This window comes from Paraglaciecola hydrolytica (genome assembly GCF_001565895.1).
Lineage (GTDB): Bacteria > Pseudomonadota > Gammaproteobacteria > Enterobacterales > Alteromonadaceae > Paraglaciecola > Paraglaciecola hydrolytica.
This window is the reverse complement of record NZ_LSNE01000003.1, coordinates 203,729-221,029: the sequence shown is the minus strand read 5'-3', so window position 1 is coordinate 221,029 and position 17,301 is coordinate 203,729. Positions and strand designations below refer to the sequence as shown.

The 17,301-nt window shown below is 42.7% G+C and carries 11 protein-coding genes; 4 read left to right on the top strand and 7 right to left on the bottom strand.

Annotated features, from left to right (window positions below; all coding sequences use genetic code 11):
• Positions 1-4 precede the first annotated feature (4 nt).
• The 5 genes from AX660_RS03490 to AX660_RS03470 all read right to left on the bottom strand — a co-directional run bounded on the left by AX660_RS03490 (position 5) and on the right by AX660_RS03470 (position 7,354).
• The gene (locus AX660_RS03490; protein ID WP_068372593.1) at positions 5-1,060 is read right to left on the bottom strand and encodes a sugar phosphate isomerase/epimerase family protein; all 1,056 of its coding nucleotides are present in this window, start codon (positions 1,058-1,060) and stop codon (positions 5-7) included.
• 18 nt (positions 1,061-1,078) lie between these two features.
• Positions 1,079-2,245 carry a Gfo/Idh/MocA family protein gene (locus AX660_RS03485; RefSeq protein WP_068372590.1) on the bottom strand — a complete coding sequence of 389 codons (1,167 nt, stop codon included), beginning with the start codon at positions 2,243-2,245 and terminating at the stop codon, positions 1,079-1,081.
• Between the two features lie 436 nt (positions 2,246-2,681).
• Positions 2,682-4,268: an aldehyde dehydrogenase (NADP(+)) gene (locus AX660_RS03480; RefSeq protein ID WP_082768723.1), complete on the bottom strand. Its 1,587-nt coding sequence runs from the start codon at positions 4,266-4,268 to the stop codon at positions 2,682-2,684.
• A gap of 39 nt (positions 4,269-4,307) precedes the next feature.
• The gene (locus AX660_RS03475; RefSeq protein WP_068372588.1) at positions 4,308-5,501 is read right to left on the bottom strand and encodes a fumarylacetoacetate hydrolase family protein; all 1,194 of its coding nucleotides are present in this window, start codon (positions 5,499-5,501) and stop codon (positions 4,308-4,310) included.
• A gap of 71 nt (positions 5,502-5,572) precedes the next feature.
• Positions 5,573-7,354: an IlvD/Edd family dehydratase gene (locus tag AX660_RS03470; RefSeq protein ID WP_068372585.1), complete on the bottom strand. Its 1,782-nt coding sequence runs from the start codon at positions 7,352-7,354 to the stop codon at positions 5,573-5,575.
• A 334-nt stretch (positions 7,355-7,688) separates the two neighbouring features.
• On the opposite strand from AX660_RS03470, the gene AX660_RS03465 reads away from it, so the two are divergent.
• The 3 genes from AX660_RS03465 (at position 7,689) to AX660_RS03455 (ending at position 10,949) form a co-directional block, all read left to right on the top strand.
• Positions 7,689-8,684, top strand: coding sequence for a substrate-binding domain-containing protein (locus AX660_RS03465; RefSeq protein ID WP_068372582.1), 996 nt, complete (start codon positions 7,689-7,691; stop codon positions 8,682-8,684).
• 270 nt (positions 8,685-8,954) lie between these two features.
• Positions 8,955-9,221 (top strand): DUF4212 domain-containing protein, encoded by a 267-nt coding sequence (locus AX660_RS03460; protein WP_068372579.1) that lies wholly within the window; start codon positions 8,955-8,957, stop codon positions 9,219-9,221.
• 6 nt (positions 9,222-9,227) lie between these two features.
• Positions 9,228-10,949, top strand: coding sequence for a sodium:solute symporter family protein (locus AX660_RS03455; RefSeq protein ID WP_068372575.1), 1,722 nt, complete (start codon positions 9,228-9,230; stop codon positions 10,947-10,949).
• Positions 10,950-11,036: 87 nt separating this feature from the next.
• Here the strand turns inward: AX660_RS03455 and AX660_RS03450 are convergent, their stop codons facing one another.
• Complete coding sequence (locus tag AX660_RS03450; protein ID WP_068372572.1) at positions 11,037-12,185, bottom strand: NF038122 family metalloprotease; 1,149 nt, start codon at positions 12,183-12,185, stop codon at positions 11,037-11,039.
• Between the two features lie 356 nt (positions 12,186-12,541).
• The gene (locus tag AX660_RS03445; protein ID WP_068372569.1) at positions 12,542-13,996 is read right to left on the bottom strand and encodes a tetratricopeptide repeat-containing sulfotransferase family protein; all 1,455 of its coding nucleotides are present in this window, start codon (positions 13,994-13,996) and stop codon (positions 12,542-12,544) included.
• Positions 13,997-14,491: 495 nt separating this feature from the next.
• On the opposite strand from AX660_RS03445, the gene AX660_RS03440 reads away from it, so the two are divergent.
• Entirely contained in the window at positions 14,492-17,200 is a 2,709-nt protein-coding gene (locus AX660_RS03440; protein WP_068372566.1) for a TonB-dependent receptor, read from the top strand.
• Positions 17,201-17,301: the final 101 nt, after the last annotated feature.

Here is a 17,301-nt window from a genome sequence, read left to right as displayed (position 1 = left end):
TACCTTATTTAATGCCGAGTATTTTGTTATTCATTTCAACGTCTTTTTCCACACCAGCAAAGTCGTCGAAGGCTTTTTCTGTCGGTCTAATCAGATGCTCACTAATAAATTTAGCGCCTTCTGCCGCCCCATCTTCAGGATGTTTGATAGCACATTCCCACTCCATAACAGCCCATCCATCAAAATTGTACTGTGTCAATTTGCTGAATATGCTCTTAAAGTTGATTTGCCCGTCGCCTAGTGAACGAAAACGTCCAGGACGATCAATCCATCCTTGATATCCACCGTAGACACCAGAACGCCCATTCGGGGTGAACTCGGCATCTTTTACATGGAAGGCTTTAATACGTTCATGATAAATATCGATGAAGGCCAAATAATCCAGTTGTTGCAGTACAAAGTGGCTTGGGTCATAAAGAATGTTGGCACGAGGGTGGTTATCTACCGCTTCCAAGAAGCGCTCAAATGTCACACCATCATGTAAATCTTCACCTGGATGAAGTTCATAACAAACATCGACACCCGCATCATCAAAGGCGTTCAGAATCGGTTTCCAACGTTTTGCTAATTCGGCAAAACCTTGTTCAACTAAGCCTGCAGGGCGTTGTGGCCAAGGGTAAAAGGTCTGCCATAACAGTGCGCCTGAAAAACTCGCATGCCCTTTCAAACCTAAATATTGGCTGGCTTTAGCGGCCAATTTCATTTGTTTAACGGCCCACTCAGTACGAGCGGCAGGATTACCGTGCACGCTAGCTGGCGCAAAACCATCAAACATTTGGTCATAAGCGGGGTGAACCGCGACTAACTGGCCTTGTAAATGAGTCGATAGCTCAGTGATTTCTAAGCCAGATTGTTTGGCAATGCCGGCGATTTCATCACAATAATCTTTACTGGTACCGGCTTTTTCCAAGTCAAATAAACGGCCGTCCCACGATGGCACTTGAATGCCTTTAAAGCCGTTGCCTGCTGCCCATTTACAGATTTCTGGAAAAGAATTAAAAGGGCTATCGTTGCCAGCAAATTGCGCTAAAAAAATCCCTGGTCCTTTGATTTGTTTCATCTTGACTGTCCTGATTGATTAAAGTGGAGAGATAACGAAGTCATGCCATTTCGTTTCTGATTGACTGAAGATCACACTGTTTTCTATAAAGGCCATGCCACGGATCGCTTCATCAATGCCAGGCACGTCAAAGGTGGCATTTGAGTGTTCTTCACCGGCTTCAAAGGCTCTGATCTGTTTAACAAAGTTGCCATAAATATTGGCAAAGGCTTCTAAATAACCTTCTGGATGACCTGCGGGAGTGCGAATAGCCGCTTGTGCAGCAGGGCAAAACTCACCGACACCTGTGCGAATAAGTTGAGTCGGCGCGGTATTGGATTTTAACCATAAACTGTTAGGTTCAAGTTGCGACCATTCAATGCTGCCTTTGTCGCCAAATATACGTAAACGCAGATTATTTTCGTCACCGACTTGCACTTGGCTGGAGAGCAAAACACCACGAGCGCCATTGTCAAAACGTAATAGTACCGTACCATCATCATCTAATAGTCGACCATCAACTACGCTGTTTAAGTCTGAACACATGGCAGAAATTTTGGCACCGGTGACATATTCAGCAAGATTGGCCGCATGCACACCAATATCACCCATACAGCAGCTAATCCCCGCTTGTTTAGGATCAACCCGCCAAGCGGCTTGTTTGCCGGAATCACCTGCTTTATCAGCTAACCAGCCTTGGGTATATTCGACAATGACTTTAGTAATTTTGCCTAGCTGACCACTGGCGACTATGTGCTGAGCTTGTTTAACCAGCGGGTAACCGTTGTAGGTATGGGTTAAACCATAAAGTTGGCCTGAGGTTTTCACCACCTCTGCAAGGTCAACCGCTTGTTGCAAATTGAAAGTAGCAGGCTTGTCACTCAGTACATGAAAACCAGCTTCTAGTGCCGCTTTGGCCACCGCAAAATGCAAATGATTAGGCGTGACTATTGCCACAAATTGCATTCTTTGCTCTGCAGGCAGTTTAGCTTCGGCTGCAAACATCTCGGTATAAGTGGCGTAACATCTATTGGCGGGTAAATATAAATCGGCACCTGATGCGACGCTGCGTTCACCGTTAGAACTAAATGCGCCACAAACGAGTTCTATCTCACCATCAATATTAGCGGCAATACGGTGTACTGCCCCAATGAAAGCACCTTGACCACCGCCAACCATGCCCATTCTTATCTTGGATTTTGCCATAATTCCTTAACTCAATTTTACTGGTCTATTTCGGAATACAGAAATAGGTTAATTTTATGTTAACAATCCTACCTTGCTGTTGCTACAAACTCCTAACATAAATTCGGCAAATCTATGCAACAAATTCGGCGCTGGTAATTATTTTGGTACTCAGTAATAAGCACTTGGGGCTATATAAATTAAGCGACCTAGCGAGAAAGAATCATTAATTTTAATGACATGGAGAATAAAGCAAAACGAGAATAAGGCGTGTGAGGGCAAGTGGTGCATCCTTGCACCTCCAGTCATGTGGTTTACTCTACCCTTCATCTTTGAAACGGAACCTTTGTTGGCTGCACCCACTCACCCGAATCACTTTGTTCGGTTAAGCTCATGGGGCTGAGTTCCTTTGCGGCCGCCGTGCAATTCCAATGATAAAGGGGATACAGGTAATTCATTATTTTGTGATTGGATCCGTCGTGAACGCGCCGTTAATGCGGCGCATGATGTTGAGTGGGTTACTATTTTGTAATTCAACAGGTAAAAGGTTGTTAGGGGTATCTTGGTAGCTAACAAATCTTACAAAGCGGTAGATAGCATCAATCCCCACACTGGTTGAAGAGGCTACCGATGAAGATGGATAAGGGCCGCCGTGATTTTGTGAACCACAAACTTCAACACCGGTTGGAAAACCATTAAATATAATACGCCCTACTTTTTGCTCGAGTTCTGCCATTAAACTTTTTACCAATGCGGTATCTTGTTCGGTGGTGTGAATACTCGCTGTTAAGTTACCGTCTAACGCTTGGGCAATAGCAATAAACTCTTGTTCGTTATCGCATTCAACAATCAGTGTTGCTGGGCCAAATACTTCGTGTTGTAAATCTGGATTAGCTAAAAATGTTGCAGCAGAGGCAGTAAGTACAATGTTAGCTGGTTGAATCGAAGGTTCTAATGCTTGGTTATTACTGTTAACCCAATTCACCTCTGGATAGTGCAAAAACTGTTTAACACCCTGCGCAAAGGCTTTGCCTATGCCTTGGTTTAACAGTAGGTTTCTGGGGTTTTTGTCCATACCTTGCGCGACTAAACTTACAAAGACTGGATTTTTTTGGATAACAACCACTCCCGGAGAAGTACAAAATTGCCCCGTGCCTAAACACACTGAGTTAGCCAGATTTTGCGCAATGCTTGCGCCTGATTGAAGTAAGGCATTATGTGTCATGAATACCGGATTAACACTGCCCATCTCTGCATAGACAGGAATAGGTTTAGTGCGTCTTGCCACGGCATCCATTATTGCTCTGCCAGCATTTAATGAGCCAGTAAAACCAACCGCTTGAGTGAGTGGATGTGTCACCAATTCAATGGATAACGAGATGGTATTGCCCTGCAATAATGAAAATACCCCCTTTGGCATGCCCGATTTTGCGATAGCTTTATCCATCACACTGGCAAAAAGTTCATTACTAGCAGGATGTGAAGGATGGCCTTTGACAATCACAGGATTACCCGAGGCCAGGGCTGAAATGGTATCTCCGCCTAGTGTGCCAAAGGCAAAAGGAAAATTTGAAGCACCAAATACCGCAACCGGACCAAGGGGTTTTAATAGCTTACGTAAATCCGGCTTAGGTACAGGTTGGCGTTGTGCATCAGCGGTATCAATACTGGCTTGTACCCAACTACTGTTTTTAACGATGGTGGCAAAGGCTCGTATTTGCCCAGTAGTGCGACCACGTTCACCGGTTAATCTTGGAATGCCTAAACCAGTTTCTTGGTTACATACATTTAATAATTGCTCGCCTAATGCTTCAATTTCTAAGGCAATAGCTTCGAGAAATGCCGCTCGGGCGCTGATAGACGTTTGGCTAAAAGCTGGAAAAGCACAGGTCGCGGCTTGCAGGGCTTGCTCAACTTCGTTTTGTTGGCAACTGTGATGTTGCGCTAACAAGTCCAAAGTCGCAGGATCTTGCGCTTGAAAAACACTGCCTTGAGGAGCAAGCCAGGTACCAGCAATGTAAGATTGTTGGGTTAAATTAATCATAGTTCTTTCCTAAATTGATTGTTCCTAAATTAGTTGTTCCTAAATTAAATTGCGTTGTGCAAGATTTTTCATTAAGGCGCTAATGCCAAATTCCCAGGGAGCGATTTTATTTGAGAAATCTACGGTATTTTGCAAGGTGCCAATGTACTTAGTCGAAATACTAACAATGTCGCCGGTCTTATGGGTAAAACCTTTGCCTGCTTCGCCGCGGTCTTGAGTCGGTGTGAACAATGTGCCAGTGAATAATGCCAAACCATCTGGATATTGATGGCAATCTGAAATGGTTTGCGACACTAAGTCTGCTACATCGCGGCTTATTTTTGTCATGTCGTTGGTGGCGTCTAATTCATAGCCATCTTGTGCGCCTTTTACATTCAGGGTAACTATGGAGGTTCGCACGTCGTCTAAGGAAAAGCTGTTATCAAATAAGCGAATAATCGGTCCAATAGCACAAGATGCATTATTATCTTTGGCTTTACCTAATAACAAAGCGCTGCGGCCTTCAATATCGCGCAAATTCACATCATTACCCAACGAACAACCAACTATTTGGCCTTGGTTATTGACCGCTAATACAATTTCAGGCTCTGGATTATTCCAATTTGAGATGGGATGTAGACCAACTTGGGCGCCCAAACCAACAGACGATAATGGCTGGGATTTGGTAAACACCTCGGCGTAAGGGCCTATACCTACTTCTAAGTATTGCGACCACATATTTTCTTTAATCAGTATCTCTTTGAGCTCAAGGGCCTCTTGGGAACCGGGCACCAGCTTGCTGATGGACGAGCCAATAGTGTCGTAAATTTTTTGTCTAATATCTTTAGCTATATCGGCGTTGCCTTCGGCCTTTTCTTCAATGACGCGTTCTAACATTGAGCTGGCAAAGGTTACCCCACAGGCTTTAATAGCTTGTAAATCGAAAGGTGATAATAAATGTAAATAGCCCTTGTCTAATGGCCGCTGTATTGAGTTAGCATATAAAGTTTCGACGCTACCTAGTGCTTTGAATTGGCCCGCTTCTAACTGCTCCTCTAACTGTTGTTTAGTGATGCCAATGTTAAGTAATTCAGAGCAGGTCGCGGCTACACTAGATAAGTCATAAACAGTAGCGTCATATAGCCAAATTGGTGTTGGCCCAGCGATGGGAAAGTCTTTGGATTGAGGCACCCAAGCTCGACCAATTAATGTGCCTGCATATTGATCTGATGGTAAATAACTTGTTAGTTGCATGTTCGAAACCTAGTGATTGAGTTCATGTTCGTGATTCTTGGCTAATGCTTCTTTAATTAATGCTGCTTTAGTTAGTGATTGTGCCGCGGCAAATTTTGCGCAATTTTTCGATATTTTGTGCCCAGCTCTAATACGGCTCCTTGCGATAAATCACCCACAGTATTGCGATAAATTTCTTGCCATGGTGTTTGAGATTCTGGCGCAGAGGCAATACTGGATTGTTTACGTAGCGCTAATTCACCTTTATCTAACAGCACATCACAAATCCCATTGGCAATATCGATACGTAATATATCGCCAGACTGGATATAAGCTAAGCCGCCACCCACTGAGCTTTCTGGGCAAACATGCAAAATCGAAGGACTATCAGACGTGCCTGATTGGCGCCCATCACCCAGGGTTGGTAAGCTGGTGATCCCTTGTTTAATTAAATAATCGGGTGGCTGCATGTTGACGACCTCGGCCGAGCCAGGCCAACCGATTGGACCAGCACCACGTAATACCAAAATGCAGTTTCCATCGATGTTTAACGCAGGATCATTGATGGTGGTGTGATACTGTTCTGAGGTATCGAATACCACCGCTCGTGCATCAAAAACTCCTTTACTGCCAGGCTTTGATAAAAAACGCTGTTCAAAATCAGCAGAAATAACACTGGTTTTCATGATGGCAAAATCAAAGAAATTACCTGAAAACACGGCAAAGCCCGCGGCTTTTTTAATGGGTGTTGAGTAAGGTTTGATGACCTCTGGGTCATGGCTTTGTTGGTTTTGCAGGTTTTCGGACATGGTACGTCCAGTGACAGTGGGCACGTCGCCATGCAACTCTCCTGCATTGAGCAACTCCCACATAATGGCGGGTACGCCACCTGCCCGGTGGAATCGTTCACCTAAATATTTACCGGCTGGTTGTATGTTGGCCAACAAATGAATGGGTCTTGCTAGGGTGTTCCAATCTTCGGGGGTGATTTCAACACCTGCATGTCTGGCCATCGCCATTAGATGAGGATGAGCATTAGTCGAGCCACCAATGGCTGCAATGACTTTCATGGCATTAATAAAGGCCTCACGGCTTAAAATTTTAGAGGGTACTAGGTCTTCATACGCCATTTCAACAATACGTACACCTGTCCGGTAGGCCATCTGGCCACGTTCTTTATAAGGTGCTGGAATGGCGGCGCAGCCGGTTAATGACATGCCTAGAGCTTCGGCGACTGAATTCATGGTTAATGCTGTACCCATGGTATTGCAATGGCCGGCTGAAGGCGCTGAACTCATGGCTAAATTGAGAAATTCAGTTTGGTCAATTTCACCTGCTGCCAGACGTTTTCTGGAGCGCCAAATCACCGCACCAGAACCCACTAACTCGCCATCATGCCAACCGTCAAGCATGGGGCCACCGGATAATACGATAGCCGGAATATCCACGGTTGACGCCGCCATTAAATTTGATGGAGTGGTTTTATCGCAACCTGTGGTTAACACCACTGCATCTATCGGGTAACCATAGAGAATTTCAACTAGGCCCATGTAGGCTAAATTTCTGTCTAATGCTGCAGTGGGGCGTCGACAATTTTCAAAAATAGGATGAGTAGGAAACTCAATGGGAATGCCGCCAGCCGCACGCACTCCATCTTTTACACGTTTGACGGTTTCAAGATGGATACGGTTACATGGAGCGAGATCACTGCCAGACTGAGCGATACCTATAATAGGTTTACCCGAGCGTAGTTCTTCTGGAGTAACGCCGTAATTCATAAAACGTTCTAAATATAAGGCGGTTAAATCGATATGGTCAGGGTTATCAAACCAATCTTCAGAACGGAAACGTCGGGTTTTTGTAAGTTTTTCCATTTGATTTAACCTTGATAAATTTTAATTGGATGACAAGTGAATTTTTATGTCGGGAAACCATTCGACATATTTAATAAAAAGTGTATTGCCAGTTTGTTTAATAAACTAAAATGTTCCCGGTAACATAACAAGTAAATGAGGTGATCTTATGAAGTTAAATAAGCCGCAAAATTATTAACATAATAAAAATGTACTTTTAAGGAGAGTCGTTATCGGCATAGTTCTGTAATGTAGAAAAGAACTATGCTATTTGTTTTAAAGGATAATTTGGTCGCATGTTGGCCACAAAAAACTTGAACGCTAACCAAACTAATTGATACCACTCTAGGCCACAATGAAATCCAAAAGAACTTCACTTCAAGACATTGCTGATGTTGTTGGTATGACCAAAATGACGGTGAGTCGTTACCTAAAAAATCCACAATTGGTTGCGCCTTCTTCACGTATACAAATTGAAAATGCGCTTAACAACATGGGCTATATCCCTAACCGTGCACCTAATATTTTGTCTAAGGGCAAAAGTTACGCCATCGGGGTGTTATTTCCCTCTATTTCAAACCACGTATTTGATGAGGTACTACGCGGCATTGAGTCGGTAACTGAACCTGCGGGTTATCAAATTATGATTGCTCACTATGCTTATTCACCACAGCTTGAAGAAAAACGTATTGCTTCATTATTATCATTTCATGTGGATGGCCTAATTCTGTCAGAAAGTGTGCATACGCAAAATACCCTGCGCATGATTGCGGGCTCAGGTGTGCCTGTTACTGAAATCATGGATACCCGTAAGCCACCCATTCAACAAGCCGTAGGCTTTGATAATGAAGAAGCCGCAAAACAAATGACTGAGCGGATGCTGAGCAAAGGCTATCAGAACATAACGTACATAGGTGCTAAGGGTGACGTACGTGATCTAGCCAGGCAACAAGGTTACGAAATAGCAGTCAAAAAAGTAGGTAGAGAGCCGATCATCTTTAGGTCTCCTGAGATCACGTCGATGAGGCTAGGTTCAGAAATTTTGCACAACATTTTAGCTATTCGGCCAAAAATCGATGCAGCAATTTGTACTAATGATGATGTAGCTATTGGCATGTTATTAAGCTGTAAGAAAAAAGGCATAAGAGTACCTGATGACATAGCCATTACCGGTATGCATGGGCATGAAATGGGGCAGCTAACTTCTCCGGCATTAGCAACAGTGATTACGCCTAGATTCAAAATTGGACAAGTCACAGCACAACAACTTATTGCACGTATCAATGGTGCAACAAATAGTGAAACCCATATTGATCTAGGATTTGAAATTTACGAAGGTGAGAGCATGTAGTACTAGCTAATTCAGCTAGAAAATAATGTTATATTTTTGTTGCTTAGGCTATATAAAATGCCTTTCTTCTCGCCTGATAATTCAAAAGTTTATATAAAGTGCGATATTTTGGCTTGATGGTTCAATCCTTAACTTATTGCTCTGGTTAATAAAAATCTATAATGTTATTAATTATCGTAACTGCAATATATCTCTTTTAAATTTACTTTTGTCGGGTTTAACTAGCCTAAAATTTTTAACAAATTCACAATAATAACTAAGGAGAATCTGGTGGGATTCAAAAATGATAATGATAAACAAGCGTATTGGCGCACCACAGTATTATTACTGTTAAAACTCTTAGTTATTTGGTTCGTTGTATCCTTTGGCTGCGGTATTTTATTGGTTGATCAACTTAACCAGTTTCAACTTTTTGGTTTTAAACTCGGTTTTTGGTTTTCTCAGCAAGGGGCCATTTATTGTTTTGTGTTATTAATTTTTTATTATGTTTACGCCATGAATAAAATTGACCAGCGCTTTGGCGTGGATGAGGAGTAGTTACAGATGGATTTAAAAACACTCACTATGTTGATCGTTGGGGCTTCCTTTGTCCTGTATTTTGCTATTGCCATTTGGGCGCGAGCTGGTTCAACTCAGGAGTTTTATGTCGCGGGCGGCGGCGTTCACCCTATAGCTAATGGCATGGCCACAGCAGCTGATTGGATGTCGGCAGCATCGTTCATTTCTATGGCCGGTTTGATCTCGTTTATGGGGTACGACGGCACCGTTTATTTACTGGGCTGGACAGGTGGCTATGTACTATTAGCTTTATGTTTGGCGCCTTATCTGCGCAAATTTGGCAAATTTACTGTGCCTGATTTTATTGGTGATCGTTATTATTCACAAACTGCCCGCACAGTGGCAGTAGTGTGTGCCATCTTTGTCAGTTTTACTTATGTGGCAGGGCAGATGCGTGGTGTGGGTGTGGTCTTTAGCCGCTTTTTAGAAGTGGATATTACTACTGGGGTTATCATAGGTATGGGTGTGGTGTTCTTTTATACCGTGCTGGGTGGCATGAAAGGCATTACCTATACCCAAGTGGCACAATACTGTGTGTTGATTTTTGCTTACACTGTACCTGCGGTGTTTATTTCGATGATGATGACAGGACATGTACTACCACAAACCGGTTTTGGAGCGACCTTAAGCGATGGCTCCGGTGTTTATCTATTGGACAAACTTGATGGTTTGGTTATGGAACTCGGCTTTCATGAATACACCTCAGGTTCAAAAGGCATGTTTGATGTGTTTTGTATTACCGCAGCCTTGATGGTAGGAACCGCAGGTTTACCTCACGTTATCGTGCGTTTTTTCACTGTGCCTAAAGTACGTGATGCTCGTAAGAGTGCCGGCTGGGCCTTATTATTTATCGCCTTGTTATACACTACTGCGCCCTCAATCGCTGCTTTTGCCCGAGTGAATATGATAGAAACCATTAATGGTCCTACCGTTGCAGGTCAAGCCGCCACTGGCACGCCTTACAGCGATGCGCCAACGTGGATTACTAACTGGGAAAAAACCGGATTAATTGGCTGGGAAGATAAAAATGCTGACGGCAAGATGTTCTATTCGGGTGATGAACGCAATGAAGTGACCATTGATCGCGATATTGTGGTACTCGCCAATCCTGAAATTGCGGACTTACCCGCTTGGGTCATTGCTTTAGTGGCTGCTGGTGGTGTGGCCGCTGCTCTGTCGACATCAGCGGGATTACTCTTGGTGATCTCCACCTCGGTGTCTCACGATTTACTTAAACGTAATTTAATGCCGAATATCACGGATAAAAAAGAACTGTTTTATGCCCGTTTAGCGGCAGGTGTGGCGATTTGCATAGCAGGCTGGTTTGGTATTCATCCACCTGGATTTGTCGCGCAGGTGGTCGCCTTTGCCTTTGGTTTAGCGGCTTCGTCGTTTTTCCCGGCGATTATCATGGGTATCTTCTCTAAAAAGATGAACAGCCAAGGAGCAATAGCCGGTATGTTGGCAGGTATAATCTTTACCGCGGCTTACATTATCTACTTTAAATTTGTTAATCCGGCGGCCAACGTCGCAGATAATTGGTTGTTAGGTGTGTCGCCTGAAGGCATTGGCTCAATAGGTATGCTGCTCAACTTTGCTGTGGCTTTAGTCGTGTTTAAGTTTACCAAACCAGCACCTGAAGAGATCCAGCAGTTGGTTGAAAGCATTCGTTACCCACGTGGCGCGGGTGAAGCTCAGGCACACTAGTACAAGTGTTTAGTGGATAAAATCGAGTGTAAAATTTGATATAAAAAGCCCGCTGACTAGCGGGCTTTTGTTTAGCTTTATAAATATTTATTTAGCTTGGCGATTTTTACGGCGATTTAAACCTACTAAACCACCAAGAGCACCTAACATTAAGGCCCATGTTGTAGGCTCTGGAACTGCTTCAGCATAGATTTGGAAAGTAGATTTAGTGCCATATGTCAGAGCATCAACACTTAAGTTCCAGCCCATCGCATCATAGGCAGCCAAGTCTAGACCAGAAATCACTCCCATCTGACCATAACAAAAGGTAGGATCCATTATACCTAAACCAGCGCCACAAAAAGGTTCGTCTTTCCAATGTGAAGCTTGATTACCATCACCATTGTACCTGCCAGTTGAAAAGGTATTGCCGAACAGAGCAGTCTGGCCACCGTCAATTGAGAAATAAGGGTTACCACCGATTTGTAAGTCTAATGTGCCTGGAGCACTGTAACGGAACATATCTAAGGCGCTAAATATTGACGTGTCGTTGAAGTCACCATAAATCCCAGCATATGGTCCATTAGGGAAGCCAACTAAATCAAAATAGTCAACACCAGAAACAAACCCCAAGGCGTGACCCATCTCATGGATAGCTACACCGATAAAGTCAAATGTACCTGCTTTAATACCATTAAGAGGATTAAAATCGAAGGCAAACGTGCTACTAAAAGTCATTGAGCCATCAACCACGCCTGCTAAGGCTGCATCATAACCAATGGCTTTGAGGACAGAGGTATTTTGGTATAACACTGCAGAAGCAATTTTACCATCTAATGAAGCAGTCACCGTATTATCATTGAAACCATTAATATCAACGCCAGCAGTTAAGCCATCAACTATTGAGTCGAATCCAAAAAAATCTTTTGTAGTTTTAGGCAGTACGGCTGTCTGATCGATCGTTGACGAACTTTTGGTGGCATTAACACCGTTAATCCAATTTTCAACAAGTAAATCTGACTTTGTACTACCAGTAGAACCTATAACGCCAGGCGGAAGGGCATCAAATTTAATATTTAAATTAATGGTTGCATCATTGGTTAACATTTTGGCCCAATAGTCAGCCGCAATTTGAAATCCTTGCTCAGCTTTTGAACCCGTCACTCCACCCACATCAATTAAGTTTATAACCGCTGCTTGTGAATAACCTGACACGAGTGCTGCTGCCACCGTAGCGGCTAATAGTGTTTTTTTCATAAATTGACGTTCCTCTGATTTTTATTTAATTATTTTTTTATTTAACAAGCATTGAGTGAATTTAATGAACAAAAAATGCTAGACGATTAGTTAAGCATAAATCGTACTCATTTTTTAACCGATTGTAATAATTAGATATTTTTAGACTGAATGGTCTAAACGTAATTTTTGTGTAAATAATATTGACATATATAATGTTTATTGTGGCTGTGTGACGACGGTAAGTTACCGTTTTGACCAGACAGGCTAAGCATTTGTCAGGGTCGGGCTAGTAAATTTAAATCCTGACACTTTCGAATTAATGAATGGAGGTTTCGAAAAAAATTAAAAAATATTACGCATTTTATCCCTCAGCATTACATACGGGTATAGTTTTCAATAAAGGGTTGCATATGTTTTACGTAAGGTGCAGCCACGTTTAAACCATCTTGATTAATCGGCTTACGGACCTGTAAAGCACTGGCTGTCATCACAACTCTTTTGGTATTTTGTGGATTAAATACGCTCGGCTCTTCCTCTAGACCACAGTGAACTAACAATCTTTTGATCCATTCTTGTGGTGATGTAACTAATTCCTGATAAGGCACAACCAGCAAACGTTTACCTAAACGCTGCTGCCAGTAAGCCAATAATTGGTCTTCAAGCATAAAATGATGAGCAATGTCTTTTAGGTCATAACTCCAGGCCACACCATGAATAAAAAAGGTTTTAAAACACGACCAGGCTGAATCTAGTGGGTTGCGTCGCATCCATATTAGTGGTGCATCGGGCAGGGCAGTAGCGATAAGCCCAAGGGCTCTACTGGCATCAACAGTTTTGTCTATAATTCGCCCAGATGTACCAAACCGTTCGTCTAATAAATGTAAATATAAGCTGGCCATGTCATCAACTGAACCACCTTGCTCTATAAAGGTATTGATATCGTGGCCAGAATTACCTTTGACCAAAGCGCCAAGATGCTGAATGATATTGAGTTCAGCGCCATTCGCAATCTGACTATGACTAGCTAGGATGTGTTCAACTAGAGTCGTACCAGATCTTGGTAGTCCAGTAACAAAGATGGGGCGACTAGTATCGCGCTTCTTTTGTTTATTCAGTTTTTCGATAAGGCCATTGTCGAAACCAGCCATTGCTTTTTGAGCGCCTGTTTCATTGTTCTTTCTATTATAGCGATTTTCGAATTGTAACAAACGAGCACCTTTTTGAAAGGCGGCAAAAGTTGCATCAGCTTTTCCTTTACTAGCATTCATCTTGCCTACGGCAAAATAATAGCGAGCTAGATCGCTTGGCCCTTGTTTTTCAGCTGCTTTTCTGTCAGCAATTAGACGCCTAGCAAGAGGGTCTGTGGCAAAGTTGATGGTAGTTGCTAATGTCAGCCAGGCAGGGCCCCAACCAGGTTTCAACTTAACCGCTTTGATGAGGTGTTCGCGGGCTTCATCCATCATACCCATAGTCATGGCTGCGCTTCCAAGTACATATTGATGCCCTGCGGGATCAGGGATGTTGGCGGGTAGACTGGAGATTAAATTGTAAGCCTCTTGCATTTGACCGCTTTGGGTATGCAATACCGCTTTTGAATAAAGGGCATTTGGATTATTACCTGTTGATGCAACAAAAGCATCCATAGCACGGTGAGCCAAAGTAATTTCACCGCTTACACGCATTAGTTCTGCAAATTGGCGCCAGTGCTCACCCAAAGGAGCATTCATTTCTAACAGTTTTGTGACCGCTGAATTTGTCGCTGCTCTGTTATGAACAGTGAGCGCCTTTTTGAGGTCTTCGACCAATGGCATCCAATTCGGAACACTCATATTTGCCCAACCTCAATATAGTTAACTCGTATTTGATATGGCAGCAAACCAACCTCCTTTTTTATTATTTTAGTATTTGGTTCATCTGCTTGATTGCGACAAATATAATCAGAATTGCGTCTTGTGGTCAAACACAGGACTGTTTTAGGTGATTTATAGGAGGCTTTCACTTCAAGTCAGATTATTTCAATTGAAGTATCACACAAAATCAAATTGAACACTCGAGTAATGAATTTGCATAAAATTTACTAAATTTGTCTAATTTCAAGAAATCGCTTACTTAAAAATAATCAATAAAAACAATTACTAAATTAATTGTTAGACTTTAATGTAAAAATTAAGGTAAACGTTTACCTTAAGTTATGTTATAAAGTTGTTATTGGCTTTTAAGTGCTTAGCTTGGCAAACACTAAGGCCAAGATATTTTTTTATTGCAGAGCCGGATAACAGGCTAAGAGACACAACTTATTTGCTACATAGTGACCCGAGGAAGATATGAACAATTCATTTAAAGTCAGCCTGATGGCTGCCGCCATAGTCAACGCCTTAGCCTTACCCATGGTTTATGCTCAGGAAACCGAAAAAGCCGATCCAAACGAAGTTGAAAAAATTGAAGTCAGGGGTTTTGCTTCAACCTTAAAACAATCTTTGTTTGAGAAACGTAACGCGCCACAAGTGGTTGAAATTATTTCTACTGATGACTTAGGTGCCTTGCCCGACGTTACCATTACCGACGCTTTGGCTAGGTTGCCCGGTATTTCAGCCGACCGAGATAGAGGTAATCCTAGCCGTATTTCGATACGTGGCATGGGCCCTCGTTTGAATATGGCAACGATGAATGGGCGCGAAATCGTTTCTGGTGAGCCTAGTCGAGATGTACGTTATGAACAGTTCCCCGCCGAATTAGTTAGTGCAGTACAAGTGTATAAAAGCCCGATGGCCAGCAACGTGGAAGGGGGGATCTCTGGTTTAGTTAATTTGGATTTTGTTGATCCACTTAAAAAAGATAAACGGGTTTTTACTGTGAGTGGCAATCTAATGCATTATGAACTGGCTGATGATCTTCCTGGTGGTCAATCTACCGGTAAAAAGTTCAGTCTCAGTTATGTAGATAAAATTGGCGATAACTTTGGTTATGCGTTGGGGCTGGCCTATCAAGATCAACCTTCACAACAGCGTGGTATTGAATCCTGGGATTACAACAATGGTGTTGATCGGGGCGATATAGACGGCAACGGTAAACCTGAGTCAGCTCCCTGGGGCGGTCAGGCTGACACCAAAATTGGTAACAACGAGCGGATTGGTGCGATGACCATACTGCAATGGGCTCCTACTGATGATCTGACCCTTAAATACGATTTGTTCTACTCAAAATTTGAAATTAAAGAACGTGAAGATCAATATTATTTTACCAACTGGGGTAATTGGCAGGGTGGGCAAAACTGGGACTATCAAAACTCAGTCAGCTCACCCAATATTATTACTAAAGCCGACGGTACAGATCAGTTGATTGGTGGTGGACGAGCTTTTGGTTCACACGAAATGCATAACGCCACTTGGTTTCAAGAAAACGAGCTGATCAGTACTGGCTTAAATGCTGTGTATGAAGGGCAAGAGTGGACAGTTAAAGCCGATGTTGGTTATTCGCAAGCTAGTATTGATTCGGTGTGGGTAGATATTCGTTCAAATTATTATGGCCCATCTTATGATTTAACGTGGAGTGTGGCCGACAATGATCGTTTGGCCGTTGAAATATTACCCAATGTCGATCAAGGTTTAACCTTTACTGATATTGGCAATCCAAACAACTATAGCATTGATGGTATCGAAACTTGGCTCGAAACCTCTCCCGGTAATTGGGAGCAATTTTTCTTTGGCATGTTTGGTGACGATGACCGGGATTTAACTGATGAAATGGTCAGCGCTCAGTTAGATTTTTCTCGTGATATTGATATGAACGATATCCAAAGCATCGAATTTGGTGTGCGTTATAGTGATCGCGACAAACAAAACCGAGTTTTTGATTGGCAAAAAGAGCCTATTGCCAATAATGGTTTAACGGACTACGGCCTGCAATATGACATGGGTGGCGATATTATTGCACCGATGATGTATACCTTTAAAGACTGGGATCTGGTGGCTGAGCAGGTATTTGGTGGCCTTGGTCAGGCGGATTATGCCAACCAATCCGCAGGCGACAAACTGGCATCGTGGCAACTCAGTGAAACAACTTTTAATCTATATGCCCAAGCCAATTTGCGCGGCACTATTGGTGGTTTTGACTATACGGGAAATATGGGTGTCAGATATGTTAGCACTGAGTCCACGTCGAGTGGCACACAGCAAATTGCAAATGTTCTCAGTCCGATAAGTGTGGATCACGATTACAGTGAAATTCTACCCTCGTTAAATATCATCCTAACCTTAACTGAAGATTCACAATTACGTTTTGGTTTAGCTAGAACCCTATCACGTCCGCCCTTAATTGAAATGCGTACGGGCTTTGCCATTAATGAAACGGTTGAACCAAATACTGCCTCAGGTGGTAATCCAACCCTTGAACCTTTTGTCGCCAACCAAGCTGACGTAGGTTACGAATATTATTTTGGTGACGATGGGGCGATTACTGTTTCATTGTTTTACAAAGATATGAAATCACACATTGGAAACGCTCAGGATAATCTTAACTTTAACGGCGTTGATTATGAATTCACCGGCCCAGTAAACGGTGAAGGTGGCAAAATCAAAGGCTTTGAAGTGTTATTCCAACAAGCTTTTACTAATTTGCCAGCGCCATTTGATGGTTTAGGGGTATACGCTAACTATTCTTATACTGATGCTGACGTAAAAGAATTTGTACCAGTTAATAATCCTTATACCTTGGCCGGTCTATCACAAGACGTGGCAAACTTTACTTTGTGGTATTACAAAGAAGGTTTTGAAGCGCGAGTTTCTTATGACTATCGTAGTGAGTACACCTCAATTAATAGTTGGAACCCCAGTCGTATAGCATTACAAGATGCGCAGGCAACGGTAGATGCCAGCATTTCTTATGAGTTTAATGAGCACTTCAAAGTGATGTTGCAAGGTCAGAATTTAACTGATGAAGCATCAACTAGTTATTGGGATAACGACCGCACACGTCCTTATGATTATGTTGAATGGGGCCGTCGTTTCTTGATTGGTTTCCAATATTCAATGTAAGTCTTAGCTAAACAGACTGCTTAGCGTGCTGAGCAGTCTGTTTTTTTGTTTTACAGGTCGTCATAACGGCAACTATAAGCTGAAATTTGTTCGTTTTATTA